Raw genomic sequence first — 16,400 nt, forward strand, 5'->3', positions numbered from 1 at the left:
AGTTTGATACGAGACTGCAAAACGGGCCGTGGACAATGGCCAATTCCGGTGCCGCAATGGCGCCCCGTCCGGGAAAGCCCACCGCCCCTCGTCGCTGGGAGTCGCATCATGACCTGCAACCACCATTTCCCCCGCCGGATCGCCATCCGCGAGCTGCCGCGCACCCTGCTCCGGGAGCTGGCCGAGGACATCCCCATCTCGCCCCGGAACCGGCCCACCTTCGGCGAGGTTCTGGGAGCCCGCCACGGCCGCCGTGCCTTCCTGCGCGGCGCCCTCGGCGTCACCGCCATTGCCGCCCTGGGCGGACCGGCGGCCGCCGGCCGGGCCGGTACCGGCGTCCCGCCGGGGGGCGATTCCGGGGGGCGCTCCGGGGTCACGGGCTGGTCCTTCGATTTCCCTGAGCTGACTGCGGGGGTGGACGAGGACCACCACGTCGCCGAGGGCTTCATCGCGGAGGTCCTGATCCGTTGGGGGGATCCGGTGCTCCCCGGGGCAGGGACGCTGGATCCGGCGGAGCAGTCGGCGGCGGCCCAGGAGGGGCAGTTCGGCTACAACAACGATTTCGTCGCCTTCCTGCCCCTGCCCGCCGGCGCGGGACGCTCCGCCCGGGGCCTGCTGGCGGTGAACCACGAGTTCACCGACGGCGGGCTGATGTTTCCGGACTCCCGGGGGCGGGATGGGGAAACCGTGGCGATTGAGATGGCGGCACACGGGCATACGGTGGTGGAGGTGGCCCGCGGCGCGGAAGGGCGCTGGAGCTACCGACCGGACGGCAGATACAACCGGCGCATATCGGCCCGCTCCACGGAGATCGTCCTGTCCGGACCCGCCGCCGGGCACGAGCGCCTCCGGACGGAGGCCGACCCCGACGGCGTGCGGGTGCTGGGCACCCTCAACAACTGCGCGGGCGGCGTGACCCCCTACGGCAGCGTGCTGATCGCCGAGGAGAACTTCCAGTACTATTTTGCGGGGACCGTGGAGGATCCCGCCGAGCGGGCCAACCACGCGCGCTACGGGGTCCCGGCGGGCTTCTACGACTGGGCCCGCTACCACCGGCGCTTCGACGTGGGCGCCGAGCCGCGGGAGCCCAACCGCTTCGGCTGGGTGGTGGAGATCGATCCCTACGACCCCGATTCGGAGCCGATCAAGCGCACTGCCCTGGGCCGGTTCAAGCACGAGGGCGCGGAGACGGTAGCCAACCGGGACGGCCGGCTCGTCACGTTCATGGGCGACGACCAGCGCTTCGAGTACGTCTACAAATTCGTCAGCAAGGGACGCCTCGACCCCGACCGGCGCGCGCGCAACTTCGGCCTGCTGGATGCGGGGACCCTGTACGCCGCCCGCTTCAACCCCGACGGCAGCCTCGACTGGCTGCCCCTGGTCCATGGCACGGGTCCGCTCACCGCCGACAACGGCTTCCGGTCCCAGGCGGAGGTCCTGATCGAGGCCCGCCGGGCGGCGGATCTCGTCGGGGCGACCCCCATGGACCGGCCCGAGGACGTGACCGTCGACGCCGACTCCGGCCGCATCTACGTCATGCTCACCGCCAACGCCAAGCGCAAGGCCGACGCCACCCATCCCGCCAATCCGCGGGCGGGCAACTCGACCGGACATATCCTGGAGATCCGGGTGCGCGACGGCGACTTCGCCAACCGGCGGGACGACTGGGAGGTCCTGGCCCTGTGCGGGGATCCGGCGGCGCCGGCTGCAGATGCCCGGTGGGGGCCGGGCACCTCGGGCGATGGCTGGTTCCGCAATCCGGACAACGGGGCGGTGGACCACGGCGGGCGGCTGTGGGTGGCCACCGACGGCAACAGCGAGGCCGCATCCGGGCGGGCGGACGGCATCTGGGCGCTGGAGACCGAGGGCCCCCTGCGCGGCTCGGGCCGCCACTTCTACCGGGTTCCGGCAGGTGCCGAGATGTGCGGGCCCTGCTTCACCCCCGACGACGAGACCTTCTTCGTCGCCGTCCAGCATCCCGGGGCCGCGCCCGGCGCCAGCTTCGAGAGCCCCGCCACCCGTTGGCCGGACTTCGAGGACACCATGCCACCGCGTCCGGCGGTGGTGGCGATCACCCGCCAGGGGGGCGGGCGCATCGGCTAGCTAGTGGGCCTCCTCCCAGTTGGCCCCCTCACCGATCTCCACCTCCAGGGCCACGTCGAGCATGTCGTTGCCGCGGGTCATGAGGTCGGGAAGCGCGGCCCGGAGGCGCTCCAGCTCCGCTGGCGGCACCTCGAACACCAATTCGTCGTGCACCTGCATGAGCATGCGGGCTTCCAGGCCCTCAGCCGCCAGCCAGCGGTCCACCTCGATCATGGCCTGCTTGATGATGTCGGCGGCCGTGCCCTGCAGGGGGGCATTGATGGCGGTGCGCTCGGCGGCGGCCCGCACCGCCGCGTTGCGGGCGTGGATGTCGGGCAGGTAGAGGCGCCGGCCCCGCAGGGTCTCCACATAGCCCTGCTCGCGGGCGCGCTCCCGGGTGGCCTCCATGTAGGCGCGCACCCCCGGGTAGCGCTCGAAGTAGGCATCGATGTAGGCCTGAGCGTCCTGCGCCGGGATCTCCAGCTGCTTGCCCAGGCCCCAGGCGGACATGCCGTAGATGAGGCCGAAGTTGATGGCCTTGGCGGCGCGCCGCTGTGCGGGCTGCACCGCGTCCGCGCCGCTCGCGCCGAATACCTCGGCGGCGGTGGCGGCGTGGATGTCCTCGCCGTGCGCAAAGGCCTCGCGCAGACGCTGGTCCCCGGATAGGTGCGCCATGAGGCGCAGCTCGATCTGGGAGTAGTCCGCCGCCACCATGGTCCAGCCGTCCTCGGGGATGAACGCCTTGCGAATGCGCCGCCCCTGCTCGGTACGCACCGGGATGTTCTGCAGGTTGGGCTCCGCCGAGGACAGCCGGCCGGTGGCGGTGTTGGCCTGGTGGTAGTTGGTGTGCACCCGGCCGGTCTCGGGATTGATGAGCTTGGGCAGGGCGTCGGTGTAGGTGGACTTGAGCTTGGAGAGTCCGCGGTGCTCCAGGATGCGCGCCGGCAAGGGGTAGTCCTCGGCGAGCTGGGAGAGCACCTCCTCGGCGGTGGAGGGCGCCCCCTTCGGGGTTCGCTTTAGCACGGGAAGCTCCAGCTCGTCGAAGAGGATGGCCTGGATCTGCTTGGGCGAGCCCAGATTGAACTCCCGGCCGGCGATGGCGTAGGCCTGCTCCTCGGCGCGCTCCATCTCGCCGGCCATCTCCTCGGAAAGCTGCCCGAGCAGGTCCAGATCCAGGCGCACCCCGGTGCGCTCGATCCGCGCCAGCACCGGCATGAGCGGCAGCTCCAGCTCCTCGTATATGGTCCGCAGCCGGGGCTCGGCCTCCAGCTCCGGGGCCAGGGACTCGTACAGGGCCAGGGTCACCTCAGCGTCCTCACCGGCGTAGGCCACCGCCTCCGCCACCGGCACCCGGTCGAAGGTCACCTGCTTGGCGCCCTTGCCGGCCACCTCCGTGTAGCCGGTGGTGGCCCGCCCGAGGCGCTCGCCGGCCAGGTTGTCCAGGCTGTGGTTGTGGCGCGTGGGATTGAGCACATAGCTCATGAGCATGGTGTCGTGGAAGGGGCCATGCACTTCATAGCCGGCCCGGCGAAGCACGGAGAGGTCGTACTTGAGATTGTGGCCCACTTTGGGGTCGGAGCCGGTTAGGGCCGGGGTCAGCGCCTCTTGCACCTGCGCGGCCGGAAGCTGCTGCTCCGCCCCCTCCCCGGTGTGCCCCACGGGAATGTAGTAGCCGGTATTCGCCTCCACGGCGAAGGACAGGCCCACCAGGTCGGCGCGCACCGAGGACAGGCTGGTGGTCTCGGTATCGAAGGCGAAGCACTCCGCCTCCGCCAGCCGCCCGGTAAGAGCGGTGAGCGCCGCCTCGTCGGTGACCGCCTCGTAGCTCAGGGACGGGCCAGTCTCCTCCACCTCACCCAGCTCCCGGGCCAGGCTGTGGAGCTCCAGCTCGCGGAACAGCTTCTGCAGGGCGGGGACGTCCTCTTCGTTGCGCAGCAGGTCGTCCAGGGTGCGGCCGATTTCCAGATTGCGGCGGATGGTGGTGAGGTCCTTGCTGACCCGTAGCTGTCCGGCATTGGCCTCCAGGTTCTCGCGCTGCTTGCCCTTGAGCTCTTCGAGGTGGTCGAGCAGGTTCTCCACGCTGCCGTAGGTCTGGAGCAGCTTGGCGGCGGTCTTCTCGCCGATGCCCGGCACCCCCGGGATGTTGTCCACCTTGTCGCCCACCAGAGCCAGGAGGTCCGCGATAGCTGTAGGCGGCACGCCCCAGCGCTCCCGGACCGCCTCCTCGTCGATCAGGCGGTTCTTCATGGTGTCCAATATGCGGGTGTGGCCGTCCACGAGCTGGGCCATGTCCTTGTCACCGGTGACGATCATCACCTCGCAGCCGGTGGACTCCGCCTGGGCGGCCAGGGTGCCGATGACGTCGTCCGCCTCCACGCCCTCCTCCACCAGCATGGGCAGGCCGAAGGCCTCCACCAGACGGTGGATATAGGGGAGCTGCTCCGCCAGGTCCTCCGGCATGGGGGGCCGATGGGCCTTGTATTCCGGGTAGATATCGGCGCGGAACGTGGGCCCCTTGGGGTCGAAGACCACGCCCAGCTCGGCGGGGGCGTAGTCCTCGATGAGCTTGAGGATCATCTGCGCGAAGCCGAAGGCCGCACCGGTCGCCGTTCCCCTGGTGTTGGTGAGGCTCGGCAGGGCATGGTACGCGCGGAAGATGTAGGAGCTGCCGTCCACTAGGAAGACGGGGCCCGTGCCCCCTTCGGATTTTTGCCCGTCCTTCGTCATAGGCGGTATGCTCTCTCTCTTTGACGGCGGCCCGCCGGCTCCAGCCGGTTCGGGCGGCAAAGGCGAAAAGGGTACCATGAACGATAAGGGTGACCGATCCGCGCCCCGGGCCCAGGAATTCCTGAAGCCGGGGAGAACGAGCACCAACGGGGCGTGGAACGACGAGATCCTGGCCGAGTTCAGCCACGGCTTCGAGAACTTGGCGGACATCGAGCCGGCGGTGAGCATCTTCGGCTCGGCGCGGATCGCCCCGGGACATCCCTACTACGAGTCCACCGTACAGATCGCCCGGCGTCTGGCCGAGGACGGCTTCGCCATTATCAGCGGCGGCGGCCCGGGCATCATGGAGGCGGCCAACCGCGGCGGTGTGGAGGGAGGCGCCGAGAGCGTCGGACTCAACATCGATCTGCCCCACGAGCAGCGCGCCAACCAGTACCAGACGCGGCAGCTCTTTTTCCGCCACTTCTTCGCCCGCAAGGTCATGTTCGTCAAGTACGCCACCGCCTACGTGGTCATGCCGGGCGGCTTCGGCACCCTGGACGAGCTGGTGGAGGCCCTGACCCTGCAGCAGACTGGCAAGAGCCGGCGCTTCCCCACCATCCTGGTGGGATCCCCCTTCTGGGAGGGACTCATCGACTGGTTCCGGGAGTCCCTGCTGGGCTTCGGCACCATCAGCCCGGAGGATCTGGATCTGTTCCAGGTCCGCGACGACCCGGATGACGTGGTTCGCGAAATCCTGGAGTTTTACCACCAGGAGCACGGCTCCGTCCCCGCGAAAGGCGGCGCGCGAGAATTCTGAACCTACAGGCGCCGCCCGTGTCCCATTTCCCTGGTATCATGCTGGCCAGCGCCGTCCGCCGCGCCGGCATCGGAGGGCAAGAACCATGAAGCCCGTTATGCAGTTCCTCATTCCCCTCGTTTTGGGCCTGGCGCTGGCGCTCCCCGTGGCGGCCCAGGATGCGGACGAGAATGCGGACATCCCGCCGGAGCAGCGGATCGCTCCCGGCAAGGAGGAGCCCGAGGTCCGCATCATCCAGCGCGAGGATGCCACCATCACCGAGTACCAGGCCCAGGGCCGGGTCTATATGATCAAGGTGGATCCTGTCGCGGGACCGTCCTACTACCTGTACGACCGCAACGGCGACGGCGAGTGGGACGACCGCTTTTCCGAGCTCGGTCCGGACATTTCCGTGCCGCAATGGACCATCTTCGAATGGTGAGGCCTGCGTAGAGGGCGATGTCGGTTTATACCTCGGTTACTTCGGAGCAGCTGGACGAATTCCTGGCCCACTTTCGGCAGATCGGGCAGGCGCGCGACCTGCAGGGGATCTCCCAGGGGGTGGAGAACACCAACTATTTCCTGACCACCGAAAAAGGTGAGTACATACTCACCATCTTCGAGCGGGTACCCGAGCAGGACCTCCCCTTCTTCCTCAACCTCATGGCCTTCCTGGCCAACGACGGGCTGCCCGTGCCGCAGCCGGTGCTCGACGACGAGGGCCGCTACCTGCGCCGCCTGGCGGGCAAGCTCGCGGCCATCGTCACCAAGCTGGCGGGACGCACCATTTACTACCCGGGGGTGGACCACTGCGCGGAGGTGGGCGGGGTACTCGGGCGCATGCACAAGGCCGGCCAGCGCTTCCCGGACACCCGGGACAACCCGCGCGGGCCGGGCTGGTGGAAGGAGACCGCCGAGGCTTTGGAGGGCGACCTGTCCCCCGACGAGCACCGCCTGCTCCAGGACGAGCTCACCTATCAGTACCACAACCGGCGGGTGGACCTGCCGCGCGGCGTGATCCACGCCGACCTGTTTCACGACAACGCCCTGTTCGAAGAGGGCCAGCTCACCGGGGTGATCGACTTCTACTACGCCTGCAGCGACGTTCTGGCCTTCGATCTGGCCATCGTCGTCAACGACTGGTGCACCCACCCCGACGGCACCCTGAACCCCTACCGGACGCGGGCGCTGCTGAAGCAGTACAATGCCGAGCGCCCCCTGAGCAGCGTGGAGGAGGCCCTGTGGCCGGTGATGCTGCGGGGCGCCGCGCTGCGCTTCTGGCTGTCGCGGCTCTGGGACTACCATCATCCCCGCGATGGCGAGCTCACCTCCACCAAGGACCCGGATACCTTCCGCGCCATCCTGGAGGCCAGGCGCGACCTGCCCCAGAATGCCTGGATTGGGTGGCCCAAGGCGGTGGCGGAGTAGCGCTCCTTTACCTGCTCGCCTTACTCCAGCCGTTCCAGCCCCGCGTATTCCGTGATCAGCCACTTCTCCTCGTCCAGATCCCGGAAGTAGACGCGCACACGCGCCTTGGGCCCGCTGCCCTCGCAGGCCATGACCACCCCGGCGCCGAAGCGCGGGTGGCGCACCCCGGCGCCCGGCGGGAAGGGCGGCGCCTCGCGGCCCTCCGCCGGCTGGACGCCGCCCCCGGCCATTCCCGCCTTGCCGAGGCCCGGACCGTCCATGGCGGGGCGGGGGGTGATGTCGTTTAGACGCTCCGGGCTGATCTCCTCCACGAAGCGCGACGGCGGATTGGTCTGGTCGCGGCCGTACAGGCGCCGGCGCCGCGCCATGGTCAGGGTCAGCTCCTCCATGGCGCGGGTCATACCCACATAACAGAGCCGGCGCTCCTCCTCCAGGGCGACCTCGTCGTCGATGGTGCGAAAGTGGGGGAACAGCCCCTCCTCCATTCCGGTGAGAAAGACCCGGGGGAACTCCAGGCCCTTGGCGGCGTGCAGGGACATGAGCTGCACGGCGTCCTCGTCGGGATCCGCGCGGCCCTCGCCCGCCTCCAGGGCGGTGTGGGCCAGGAAGGTGGACAGGGGGTCCTCCTCGTCGGGCACTTCCTCGGCGGCGAACTGGTCCGCCGCGCTCATGAGCTCCTCCAGGTTCTCCACCCGGTTCTCGGCGTCGCCGTCACCCTTGGCCCCCCAGGCTTCCGCCAAGCCGGTGTCCTTGAGGACCCGCTCCACCAAGTCACCCAGCTCCAGGTTCCGGGAGGCCGCGGTGAGGTCATTGACGAGGCGCATGAAATTTTCCAGGCCGGTGCGGGCCTTGCCGCGCACCGCTCCCGCGGCCAGGGCGTTCTCGGCGCCCTGCCACAGCGAGCCGCCCTCCGCGGCCTCGCGCACCGTGGCCAGGGACTTCTCCCCCACCCCGCGCGCGGGCTGGTTCACCACCCGGTCGAAGCTGGCGTCATCGTCCAGGTTGCGCAGCAGGCGCAGGTAGGCCAGGGCATCCTTGATCTCGGCCCGCTCGTAGAAGCGCATGCCGCCGTAGACCCGGTACGGGAGTCCGGCGCCGAGCAGGGCCTCCTCGAACTGCCGGGACTGGGCGTGGGAACGGTACAGCACGGCGCAATCGGCGCGGGGTCGCCCGACCTCCACCCACTTGCGGATCTCGTTCACCACGAACTGCGCCTCTTCCCGCTCCGTGGGGGCGGTCAGCCAGGCCACGGGCTGGCCCTCCTCCCGGTCCGTCCACAGCTCCTTGCCGAGCCGGCCCGTATTGCGGCGGATCACGTCGTTGGCGGCGGCGAGGATGGGCTGGGTGGAGCGGTAGTTGCGCTCCAGGCGCACCACTTGGCAATCGGGGTAGTGGTCGCGGAAGTTCAGCACATGGTCCACCCGGGCGCCGCGCCAGCCGTAGATGGACTGGTCGTCGTCGCCCACGGCGAAGAAATCGTCGCCCTCGCCCACCAGGGATTGCAGCCACAGGTGCTGAACACGATTGGTGTCCTGGAACTCGTCCACCAGGACGTGGCGGAAGCGCTCCCGGTAGTGAGCGGCCACCTCCGGCTGCTTGCGGAACAGCTCCAGGCAGCGCAGCAGCAGGTCGCCGAAGTCCACCAGCCCCGCCTGGTGAAGGGTGGCCTGGTAGCGCCGGTACAGCTCGGTGACCGTGGGGTCACCGTCCCCGCCGCCCGCCACGTCCGCCGGGGTCAGGCCGTCCTCCTTGTAGCCGTTGATGGCCCCCTGGATGCGACGCGGATCGTAGGTCTTCTCGTCCACCCCCGCCTCGCGCACCACCCGGCGGACCATGCGCTTCTGGTCCTCGGCATCGAGGATCTGGAAGTCGCCGGGCAGCTCCAGGGCGCTCGCGTGGGCACGCAGGATGCGGTGACAGAGCCCGTGGAAGGTGCCGATCCACAGGTTGACGACGCTGATGCCCAGCAGCTCCTCCACGCGCTCGCGCATTTCCCGGGCGGCCTTGTTGGTGAAGGTCACCGCCAGGATCGAGCCCGGCGGCTCGCCCAGGTGGCCCACCAGATGGGCGATGCGGTGGGTGAGCACGCGGGTCTTGCCGCTTCCCGCCCCGGCCAGGATGAGGTTGGGCCCGGCCGGCAGGGAAACCGCCTCGTTTTGCTGGTCGTTGAGGCCGTCGAATTGGGGCGGAAAGCTGCTCATGGTTCGGTGTCCTGCCTTGAAAATACGCCGCCACGCCGCGAAACGCGGCGAATCTGCGGGGATTGCGCCCGTTCCCTTTTGGGGCTGGAGGAAATTTTTGTTAGGGTGTTCAATGCAATGAACTCGGAAAGCGACTCATCGGCTAGCACCCGCACATCCGCTTCCCCGCCTGTCGAGGAGATGCCCGGGGAGACCATCGACCCGGAAGCCGCGGACGAGCCGGCTTCAGCAAGTCGGAGCGACTCCGTTTCCGGGCCCACGCCCCCCCCTGTCTCCTTTGATGCCGGCTGTGGCTGGTTCCGAAGGAAGATCCCGGCCGCCGTCCAGCTGACTCAGAACGCCCGCCTCCGGCTGGGCCTGCTGGCCATCCTGGTGGGCATCATCGCCGGTCTCGGCGCCGTGGCCTTCCGCGCCATGATCGCCCTGGTGCACAACCTGACCTTCTACGGGGCCTGGAGCCTCGAATACGACGCCAACCTGCACGCCGCCCCGAGCCCCTGGGGGGCGGGCATCATTCTGGTCCCGGTGGCTGGCGCGCTGGTAGTGGCCTTCCTGGTGAAGAACTTCGCCCCGGAAGCCAAGGGGCACGGCGTGCCAGAGGTGGACGATGCCATCTACTACGGACGGGGCATCATCCGGCCCATGGTGGCCTTCGTCAAATCCCTGGCCTCCTCCATCTCCATCGGCACCGGCGCCGCCATCGGGCGCGAGGGCCCCATCATCCAGATCGGTGCCGCCTTCGGCTCCACCCTGGGGCAGGTGGTGCGCATGCAGGAATGGCAGCGGATCACCCTGATCGCCTGTGGGGTGGCGGGCGGCATCGCGGCCACCTTCAATACCCCGCTCGGTGCCCTGCTGTTCACCATCGAGCTGACCCTGCCGGAATCCAGCGGCCGCACCCTGGTTCCCGTGGCCCTCGCCACCGGGGCCGCCACCTTCATTGGCCGCATGTTCTTCGGGCTCAGCCCGGCCTTCGACATCCCGGAGATGGCCCATCCGGCCCTGCACCTGATGAGCCCGGGCAGCTTCCTGGTCTACATCCTCTTCGGCGTCCTGCTCGGCCTCATGGCGCTGGCCTTCATCCGGGTCATCTACCGGGCCGAGGACCTCTTCGACGCCATCCCTGGCGGCTACTACGTCCGCCACCCCCTCGGCATGCTGCTGGTGGGCATCCTGATGTACGTGGTCATGACCCAGTACGGTCACTACTACATCCAGGGGGTGGGCTACGCCACCATCCAGGACATCCTATCCGACCAGCTCAGCGCGCCGCTGCTGCTCATCACGCTGTTCGCCGCCAAATTACTGGCCACCTCCCTCACCCTGGGCTCGGGGGCCTCCGGCGGCGTATTCTCGCCCTCCCTCTACCTGGGGGCGGCCCTGGGCGCGGCCTACGGCGTGGTGGTCAGCCATTTCGCTCCCGGCCTCCACCTGAACGCCGCCAACATGGCGGTGGTGGGCATGGCCGGCATGGTGGGCGGGGCCACCAGCGCGGTGCTCACCTCGGTGGTGATGATCTTCGAGATGACCCGCAACTACAACGTCATCATCCCGCTAATCATCACCGTATCCATCGCCTACGGGGTGCGGCAGCTCTTCATGCGCGACAGCATCTACACCTTCAAGCTGACCCGGCGCGGCCACTACATCCCCGACTCCCTGCAGACCAACATGTACATGCTGCGGCGCGCCCTGGACCTGCAGGAAGCGCCGGTAATCCGCATCGACAGCCGGGGGACCCTCGCCCAGCTCCGGGAGGAGCTCCCCGCCGACCAGCCCCATCCCCATGTGCTGCTGGAGCGGGACGGCAAGGTGGAGTCGGTGCTTACGGCGGAGAGGCACCGCTTCCTGGACGAGGAAGGCGAGCCCCACGCCTGGATCGAGGAGCACGTGGACAGCCGCTTCGTGGTGGTCGGTCAGGAAGACATGATCTTCGACGTGGTGGCCAAGCTCCGAGCCAACGGGGCGGAGATCGCCCTGCTCACCCGCGACGGCCGCCTCAAGGGGGCCGGTAGCGTGGTGGGTATCCTGACCCTGGACGACATCGCCCGCTGCAGCAATCTCACCCGCCACATCCTGGCCACGGGCCAAGAGGCCTAGCCGGCCCCGCGCGTGAACGGCCCCTCCGCTTCATCCCTCCGCGCCGTGCGCGTGCGATCCGTCGTCCCGCCGCCGCATCTGTTCCAGGCAGGCCCGCACCACCTCGGTCCGATTCACCAGCCCGATGAGCACCTCCGGGTCGCGCGGTGACCGCACCGGGAAGCCCTCCAGGCCGTAGGAGGCCATGAGGTCCATGGCCTTCACCGCGCCATCCCCCGGATAGAGGTAGCGGAGATCCTCGGCGCTGTGCAGGTAGGGACCCAGATCGATCCGCCCTTCCTCGTCCGGGTAGGCCAGCCCCGCCTGCAGCAGTCCCCCCAGGTCCACCAGTCCCCGGAACCGCCCCTCCTCGTAGACCGGGAACACCACCTGAATGCCCGAATCCGACTGCGCCGCGCGCAGCTCCCCGGCGTCCACCCGCAGAGGCAGGTTCCGGTAGTCCGACTGCATCACCTCATTCACCGGTACGGTGCACTTCTGCCCGGCCTCCGGGAGGGTGGGCTCCGATAGCTCCCGTAGATGGAGGGTCCAAGCGAAAATGGACTGGGCCTTGAACCAGTCCCGGGAGGTGACCGCCGCCGTCACCGTCGCCAGCATCACCGGCAGGATGATGCCCGGATGCCGCACCAGCTCGAAGACGGCGATGATGGCGGAGAACGGCGCATTCAGTATGGCGGCCATCCCGGCCGCCATGCCGATGATGGCGTAGATGCCGGTCCCCCCTACCGGGAGCCCCAGCAACCGTCCGCCTTCCGCCACCAGCGCCCCCACCAGGGCGCCCATGAACAGGGAAGGACCGATGGCCCCGCCACGCGCCTGGGCGCCGATGCTCACCGCCGTCGCGGCCAGCTTGGCCAACAGCAGGATGGCCAGCGTGGCGAGGGGAAAGACCCCGGCGAACACCCTCTCCATGGTGCCGTAGCTGACGCCCATGACCGCCGGCACCTCCACGGCGATCATCCCCACCAGGAGCCCGCCGATCCCGGGAAGGGCCCAGGTGGGTACGGGGACGCGCTGGCTGAGGTGGTAGATCCCCTCCACGCCGCGCAACAGGGCGAAGGATACCAGTGCGGCACCCAGACCGATGAACCAGTCCAGGGGGAGGAACCACAGGGAGTGGGCGGGGTATTCCGGGACATCCAGCAGGACCCCGGGACCGATGCCGATCTGCGCCACCACGGTGGCGATGACCGCGCTCACCACTACCGGCGCGAACAGGACCAGGGTGTACTCGCCGAGGATCACCTCCAGGGCGAAGACCACGCCGGCCAAGGGGATATTGAGGGCCCCGGAGAAGGCCCCGGCGGCCCCGGCGGCCACCAGGATGCGGAGATGCTCGGGGGGGACCCCGAGCCGCTGACCCACCAGGGAGCCGATGGCGGCGCCCATGTGGATGGAGGGACCCTCCCGGCCCACCGAATGGCCGGAGCCAATGGCCAGGGTGCCGAAGAGGAACTGGGCGAAGGCGCTCTTGGCCCCCAGGTGGCTGGCGCCGTAGGCCACCCGCTCCAGCACCCGGCTCACGCCCACGTCGGCGTGGCGGGGAAAGGCGTAGGCCGCGAGCAGGCCCACGGCCAGCCCTCCGGCGGCGGGAAGAAGCAGACGTCCCCAGGCCGGCAATCCGGCAAACCCGGCACCCAGGGTGAACAGCTCGGCGGCCTCGCCGATGGCGATCCGGAAGAGCACCACCACCAAGCCCGCCAGCACGCCCACGACCACCCCCAGGGCCATGAGCCGCAGGCTCCAGTGCCGGGTCCAGGTGCGCAGCAGCCGGGCTAGGTCCATGGGCCTCGCTGGGGTTCGCGGCTTCGGGGCGGGTCCCGGCCGATGGTCCGGTTACTCCACGGTCACCGATTTGGCCAGATTGCGCGGCTGATCCACGTCCGTGCCCTTGAGCACGGCGGTGTGGTAGGCGAGGAGCTGCAAGGGGATGGTATAGAGTACCGGGGCGAGGAGGGCCCCGGGATCCGGCAGCTCCACCACCTCCATGCCCTCGCCGCTCGTGGGCCCCTGACCGGGCTCCGTGAGCACCATCACGTCGCCGCCGCGGGTACGGACCTCCTCCAGGTTGGAGAGCACCTTGTCCAGAAGCTGGTTGTTGGGCGCCAGCACGAAGACCGGCATGTCCTCGTCCACCAGCGCCAGCGGCCCGTGCTTGAGCTCCCCGGCCGGATAGGCCTCGGCGTGGATGTAGCTGATCTCCTTGAGCTTCAGCGCCCCTTCCATGGCGATGGGGTAGAAGGGCCCCCGGCCCAGGAACAGGGCGTGCTCCCGGCCCAGAAGCCCGGCCGCTACCCGCCGGATGGGCTCATCCAGCTCCAGGGCCTTGTGGATGCGGCCCGGCAGCCCCCGCAGCTCGCTCCGCCACGCATCCGGCTCCCGCCAGGCGGCGCCCCGACTGGACTGGCTGGCGGCGGCGGTGAGCAGGGCCAGCACCGTGAGCTGGGTGGTGAAGGCCTTTGTGGAGGCCACCCCGATTTCCGGGCCCGCCTCGGTGTAGAGGGTGGTGTCCGCCTCCCGGTCCAGGGAGCTCTCCCGGACGTTGCATATGGCCAGCACCGGGCCGTGACCGTTGGCGCGCAGCTCGCGCACCGCCGCCAAGGTATCCGCAGTCTCTCCGCTCTGGGAGATGGCGATGATGGCGGTGCCGGGTCGCACTACGGGATCGCGGTAGCGGAACTCCGAGGCCACCTCCACGGCCGTGGGCAGGCCGGCGTGCGCCTCCATCCAGTAGCGGGCCACCAGGGCCGCGTGGTAGCTGGTGCCGCAGGCCAGGATCAGCACCTCGCGCACACCCGCCCAGGTCTCCGCCAGGCCGTCGGCGATGTCGTCCAGGCCCCAGTCCGGTCGCTCAATGCGCCCCTCCAGGGTCTCGGAGATGGCCGAGGGCTGCTCGAAGATCTCCTTCTGCATGAAATGGCGGTACTGACCGCGCTCCACCTGGTCCACCCGGATGTGCGAGGTGCGGATCTCCCGTTCCTGCGGGGTTCCCTCGATGTCCGTTACCGTGAAGCCGTCCCCGGTCAGCTCCACGAAGTCGCCATCCCCCAGGTCCACGAGCTCCTGGGTCACCGGGACCAGGGCGGCGGCGTCGGATGCGAGGAAGTGCTCACCCACCCCCACCCCCAGCAGTAGCGGGCTGCCCTTGCGGGCGCCGACGATGCGGCCCGGATCCTCGGCGTCCACCACCGCCAGGGCATAGGCGCCTTGCAGGCGCTGGGCTACCCGCCGCAGGGCGGCGAACAGCTCGACACCCTTGGCCAGCTCCTGATGGATAAGGCAGGGGATGGTCTCGCTGTCGGTCTGGGAGGAGAAGGTATAGCCGGCTTTTTCGAGGTCGGCGCGCAGCTCCGCATGGTTCTCGATGATCCCGTTGTGGACCACCGCCACGCGGTCCGCGGCCATGTGGGGGTGGGCGTTCTCCTCCGAGGGGCTGCCGTGGGTGGCCCAGCGGGTATGGGCGATCCCGGTGTGACCGCTCACTCCCTCGGCATCCACATCTCGCTCCAGGGCGGACACCTTGCCCTCCCGGCGGCGGCGGATGAGGCCTCCCGCGCCGAGGACGGCCAGGCCGGCGCTGTCATAGCCTCGGTATTCCAGCCGGGATAGCCCCTCCAGCAGGACGGGCACCATATTGCGTTCGCCTACCCCCCCGATGATGCCGCACATCTATTCCTGCTCCTCCTTGGCCCGCTCTTCCGGGCGCTTCCAGTCGTGACGGGTGAACTGTTTGGCCCTGGAGAGGGTAAGGGCTCCCTCCGGGGCGTCCTTGGTGATGGTCGACCCCGCGCCGATGGTCGCCGCCTCACCCACGGTAACCGGAGCCACCAGCTGGACTGCGGAGCCGATGAAGGCGCCGGGACCGATCACGGTCCGGTGCTTTCGGTAACCGTCGTAGTTGCAGGTGATGGTCCCCGCGCCGAGATTGGCTCCGGCCCCCACTTCCGCGTCCCCCACGTAGCTGAGGTGGTTGGCCTTGGCGCCAGCGCCCAGCCGCGCCTTTTTCACCTCGACGAAATTGCCCACCTTGCTGCCCTGCTCGAGGATCGTGTCCGGACGCAGCCGCGCGAAGGGCCCCACCGACGCCCCGGGACCCACCGCAGCCCCGTCCACGTGGCTGTAGGCCTCCAGCCGGGCGCCCGCACCGATCCGGCAATTGCGCAGCACGCAGCCCGGCCCGATGTGCGCCCCGGCCTCCAGGACCACCTCGCCCTCGAACTGGCAATCGGGATCCACCACCACATCGGGCGCGGGCACTACTTGGCCGTACACCACCGTCCGTTCCGGTGCCCGAAGGGTGACCCCCTCGGCCATGAGGGCCTCGGCGATGCGGCGCTGGTAGCTATGCTCCACGATGGCCAGATGGCTGCGGTTGTTCACGCCCTGCACCTCTCCGGGATCGGCCACCCGGTGGGCGAGCACGCCGCGCGCCCCGGCCGCCATGCCAACCACATCCGTAAGGTAGTACTCGCCCTGGGCGTTGTCCGCGGTGAGGGCTTCCAGCCAGGGTCCGAGGCGTTCCCCCCGTACCGCCAGCGTACCGGTAAACACCTCCCCGATGGAACGCTCTTCGGGTCCGGCGTCCTTCTCCTCCCGGATCCCGGTGACACGCCCCCGGTCGTCCCGAAGTATGCGTCCGTAGCCCGTGGGATCCTCAGGGTGGGTGGTGAGGATGCCCAGGTCGTGGTCGGCCGCCTCCAGGGCCTCCGTCCATTGGGCGAGGGTGCTCCCGCGCAGCAGGGGAACGTCGCCGTTCAGCACGAGCACCCAATCGGCATCCGAGAAATCGGAGCCCGCGCACTGCACCGCATGCCCGGTGCCCCGCTGCTCGGGCTGCTCCACCAGGGTCACGTCCGGCGCTTCCACCCGTTCCCGGACCCGCTCCGCCCCGTGGCCCACCACCAGTCGAATGGCCGAGGGCGACAGGGAGCGGGTGGCTTCGAGGACGTGCTCCACCATGGGCCGCCCTCCCACCTCATGGAGCACCTTGGGCAGGTCGGAGCGCATGCGTGTGCCCTGGCCTGCGGCCAAAATGACTACCGTCAAGTTCAAAGCTCGTTCACCCTCCAAATAGCAAGGGGGCG

General features: G+C 69.3%; 10 protein-coding genes. 5 read left to right on the plus strand and 5 right to left on the minus strand.

Going from position 1 to position 16,400, the window contains the following annotated elements; translation table 11 throughout:
* Positions 1-108: 108 nt before the first annotated feature.
* On the plus strand, positions 109-2,103 hold the full coding sequence (locus ACERLL_RS00075; RefSeq protein WP_373654012.1) for a PhoX family protein: 1,995 nt from the start codon (positions 109-111) through the stop codon (positions 2,101-2,103).
* Here the strand turns inward: ACERLL_RS00075 and polA are convergent, their stop codons facing one another.
* Positions 2,104-4,809 carry a DNA polymerase I gene (gene polA / locus ACERLL_RS00080; RefSeq protein WP_373654013.1) on the minus strand — a complete coding sequence of 902 codons (2,706 nt, stop codon included), beginning with the start codon at positions 4,807-4,809 and terminating at the stop codon, positions 2,104-2,106. It lies immediately after the preceding gene.
* Between the two features lie 76 nt (positions 4,810-4,885).
* On the opposite strand from polA, the gene ACERLL_RS00085 reads away from it, so the two are divergent.
* The 3 genes from ACERLL_RS00085 (at position 4,886) to ACERLL_RS00095 (ending at position 7,015) form a co-directional block, all read left to right on the plus strand.
* On the plus strand, positions 4,886-5,608 hold the full coding sequence (locus ACERLL_RS00085; protein WP_373654014.1) for an LOG family protein: 723 nt from the start codon (positions 4,886-4,888) through the stop codon (positions 5,606-5,608).
* An 85-nt stretch (positions 5,609-5,693) separates the two neighbouring features.
* Positions 5,694-6,029: a DUF2782 domain-containing protein gene (locus tag ACERLL_RS00090; RefSeq protein ID WP_373654015.1), complete on the plus strand. Its 336-nt coding sequence runs from the start codon at positions 5,694-5,696 to the stop codon at positions 6,027-6,029.
* A gap of 17 nt (positions 6,030-6,046) precedes the next feature.
* The gene (locus tag ACERLL_RS00095; RefSeq protein WP_373654016.1) at positions 6,047-7,015 is read left to right on the plus strand and encodes a homoserine kinase; all 969 of its coding nucleotides are present in this window, start codon (positions 6,047-6,049) and stop codon (positions 7,013-7,015) included.
* A gap of 20 nt (positions 7,016-7,035) precedes the next feature.
* Here the strand turns inward: ACERLL_RS00095 and ACERLL_RS00100 are convergent, their stop codons facing one another.
* Entirely contained in the window at positions 7,036-9,216 is a 2,181-nt protein-coding gene (locus ACERLL_RS00100) for a UvrD-helicase domain-containing protein (protein WP_373654017.1), read from the minus strand.
* A gap of 117 nt (positions 9,217-9,333) precedes the next feature.
* On the opposite strand from ACERLL_RS00100, the gene ACERLL_RS00105 reads away from it, so the two are divergent.
* Positions 9,334-11,316: a chloride channel protein gene (locus ACERLL_RS00105; protein WP_373654018.1), complete on the plus strand. Its 1,983-nt coding sequence runs from the start codon at positions 9,334-9,336 to the stop codon at positions 11,314-11,316.
* A 30-nt stretch (positions 11,317-11,346) separates the two neighbouring features.
* On the opposite strand, the gene ACERLL_RS00110 is transcribed toward ACERLL_RS00105, so the two are convergent.
* The 3 genes from ACERLL_RS00110 to glmU are packed head-to-tail and all read right to left on the minus strand — an operon-like array spanning position 11,347 to position 16,362.
* Positions 11,347-13,101, minus strand: coding sequence for a chloride channel protein (locus ACERLL_RS00110; RefSeq protein WP_373654019.1), 1,755 nt, complete (start codon positions 13,099-13,101; stop codon positions 11,347-11,349).
* A 51-nt stretch (positions 13,102-13,152) separates the two neighbouring features.
* The gene (gene glmS / locus ACERLL_RS00115) at positions 13,153-14,985 is read right to left on the minus strand and encodes a glutamine--fructose-6-phosphate transaminase (isomerizing) (RefSeq protein WP_373654020.1); all 1,833 of its coding nucleotides are present in this window, start codon (positions 14,983-14,985) and stop codon (positions 13,153-13,155) included.
* Complete coding sequence (gene glmU, locus ACERLL_RS00120; protein WP_373654021.1) at positions 14,986-16,362, minus strand: bifunctional UDP-N-acetylglucosamine diphosphorylase/glucosamine-1-phosphate N-acetyltransferase GlmU; 1,377 nt, start codon at positions 16,360-16,362, stop codon at positions 14,986-14,988.
* Positions 16,363-16,400 lie beyond the last annotated feature (38 nt).

This window comes from Thiohalorhabdus sp. Cl-TMA, from assembly GCF_041821045.1.
Classification (GTDB): domain Bacteria; phylum Pseudomonadota; class Gammaproteobacteria; order Thiohalorhabdales; family Thiohalorhabdaceae; genus Thiohalorhabdus; species Thiohalorhabdus methylotropha.

Coding starts and splice junctions, on each gene's coding strand:
- ACERLL_RS00090 (WP_373654015.1), top strand. CDS start 5,694: ATGAAGCCCGTTATGCAGTTCCTCATTCCCCTCGTTTTGGGCCTGGCG.
- glmS (WP_373654020.1), bottom strand. CDS start 14,985: ATGTGCGGCATCATCGGGGGGGTAGGCGAACGCAATATGGTGCCCGTC.
- ACERLL_RS00075 (WP_373654012.1), top strand. CDS start 109: ATGACCTGCAACCACCATTTCCCCCGCCGGATCGCCATCCGCGAGCTG.
- ACERLL_RS00095 (WP_373654016.1), top strand. CDS start 6,047: ATGTCGGTTTATACCTCGGTTACTTCGGAGCAGCTGGACGAATTCCTG.
- ACERLL_RS00105 (WP_373654018.1), top strand. CDS start 9,334: ATGAACTCGGAAAGCGACTCATCGGCTAGCACCCGCACATCCGCTTCC.
- ACERLL_RS00110 (WP_373654019.1), bottom strand. CDS start 13,101: ATGGACCTAGCCCGGCTGCTGCGCACCTGGACCCGGCACTGGAGCCTG.
- ACERLL_RS00100 (WP_373654017.1), bottom strand. CDS start 9,216: ATGAGCAGCTTTCCGCCCCAATTCGACGGCCTCAACGACCAGCAAAAC.
- ACERLL_RS00085 (WP_373654014.1), top strand. CDS start 4,886: ATGAACGATAAGGGTGACCGATCCGCGCCCCGGGCCCAGGAATTCCTG.
- polA (WP_373654013.1), bottom strand. CDS start 4,809: ATGACGAAGGACGGGCAAAAATCCGAAGGGGGCACGGGCCCCGTCTTC.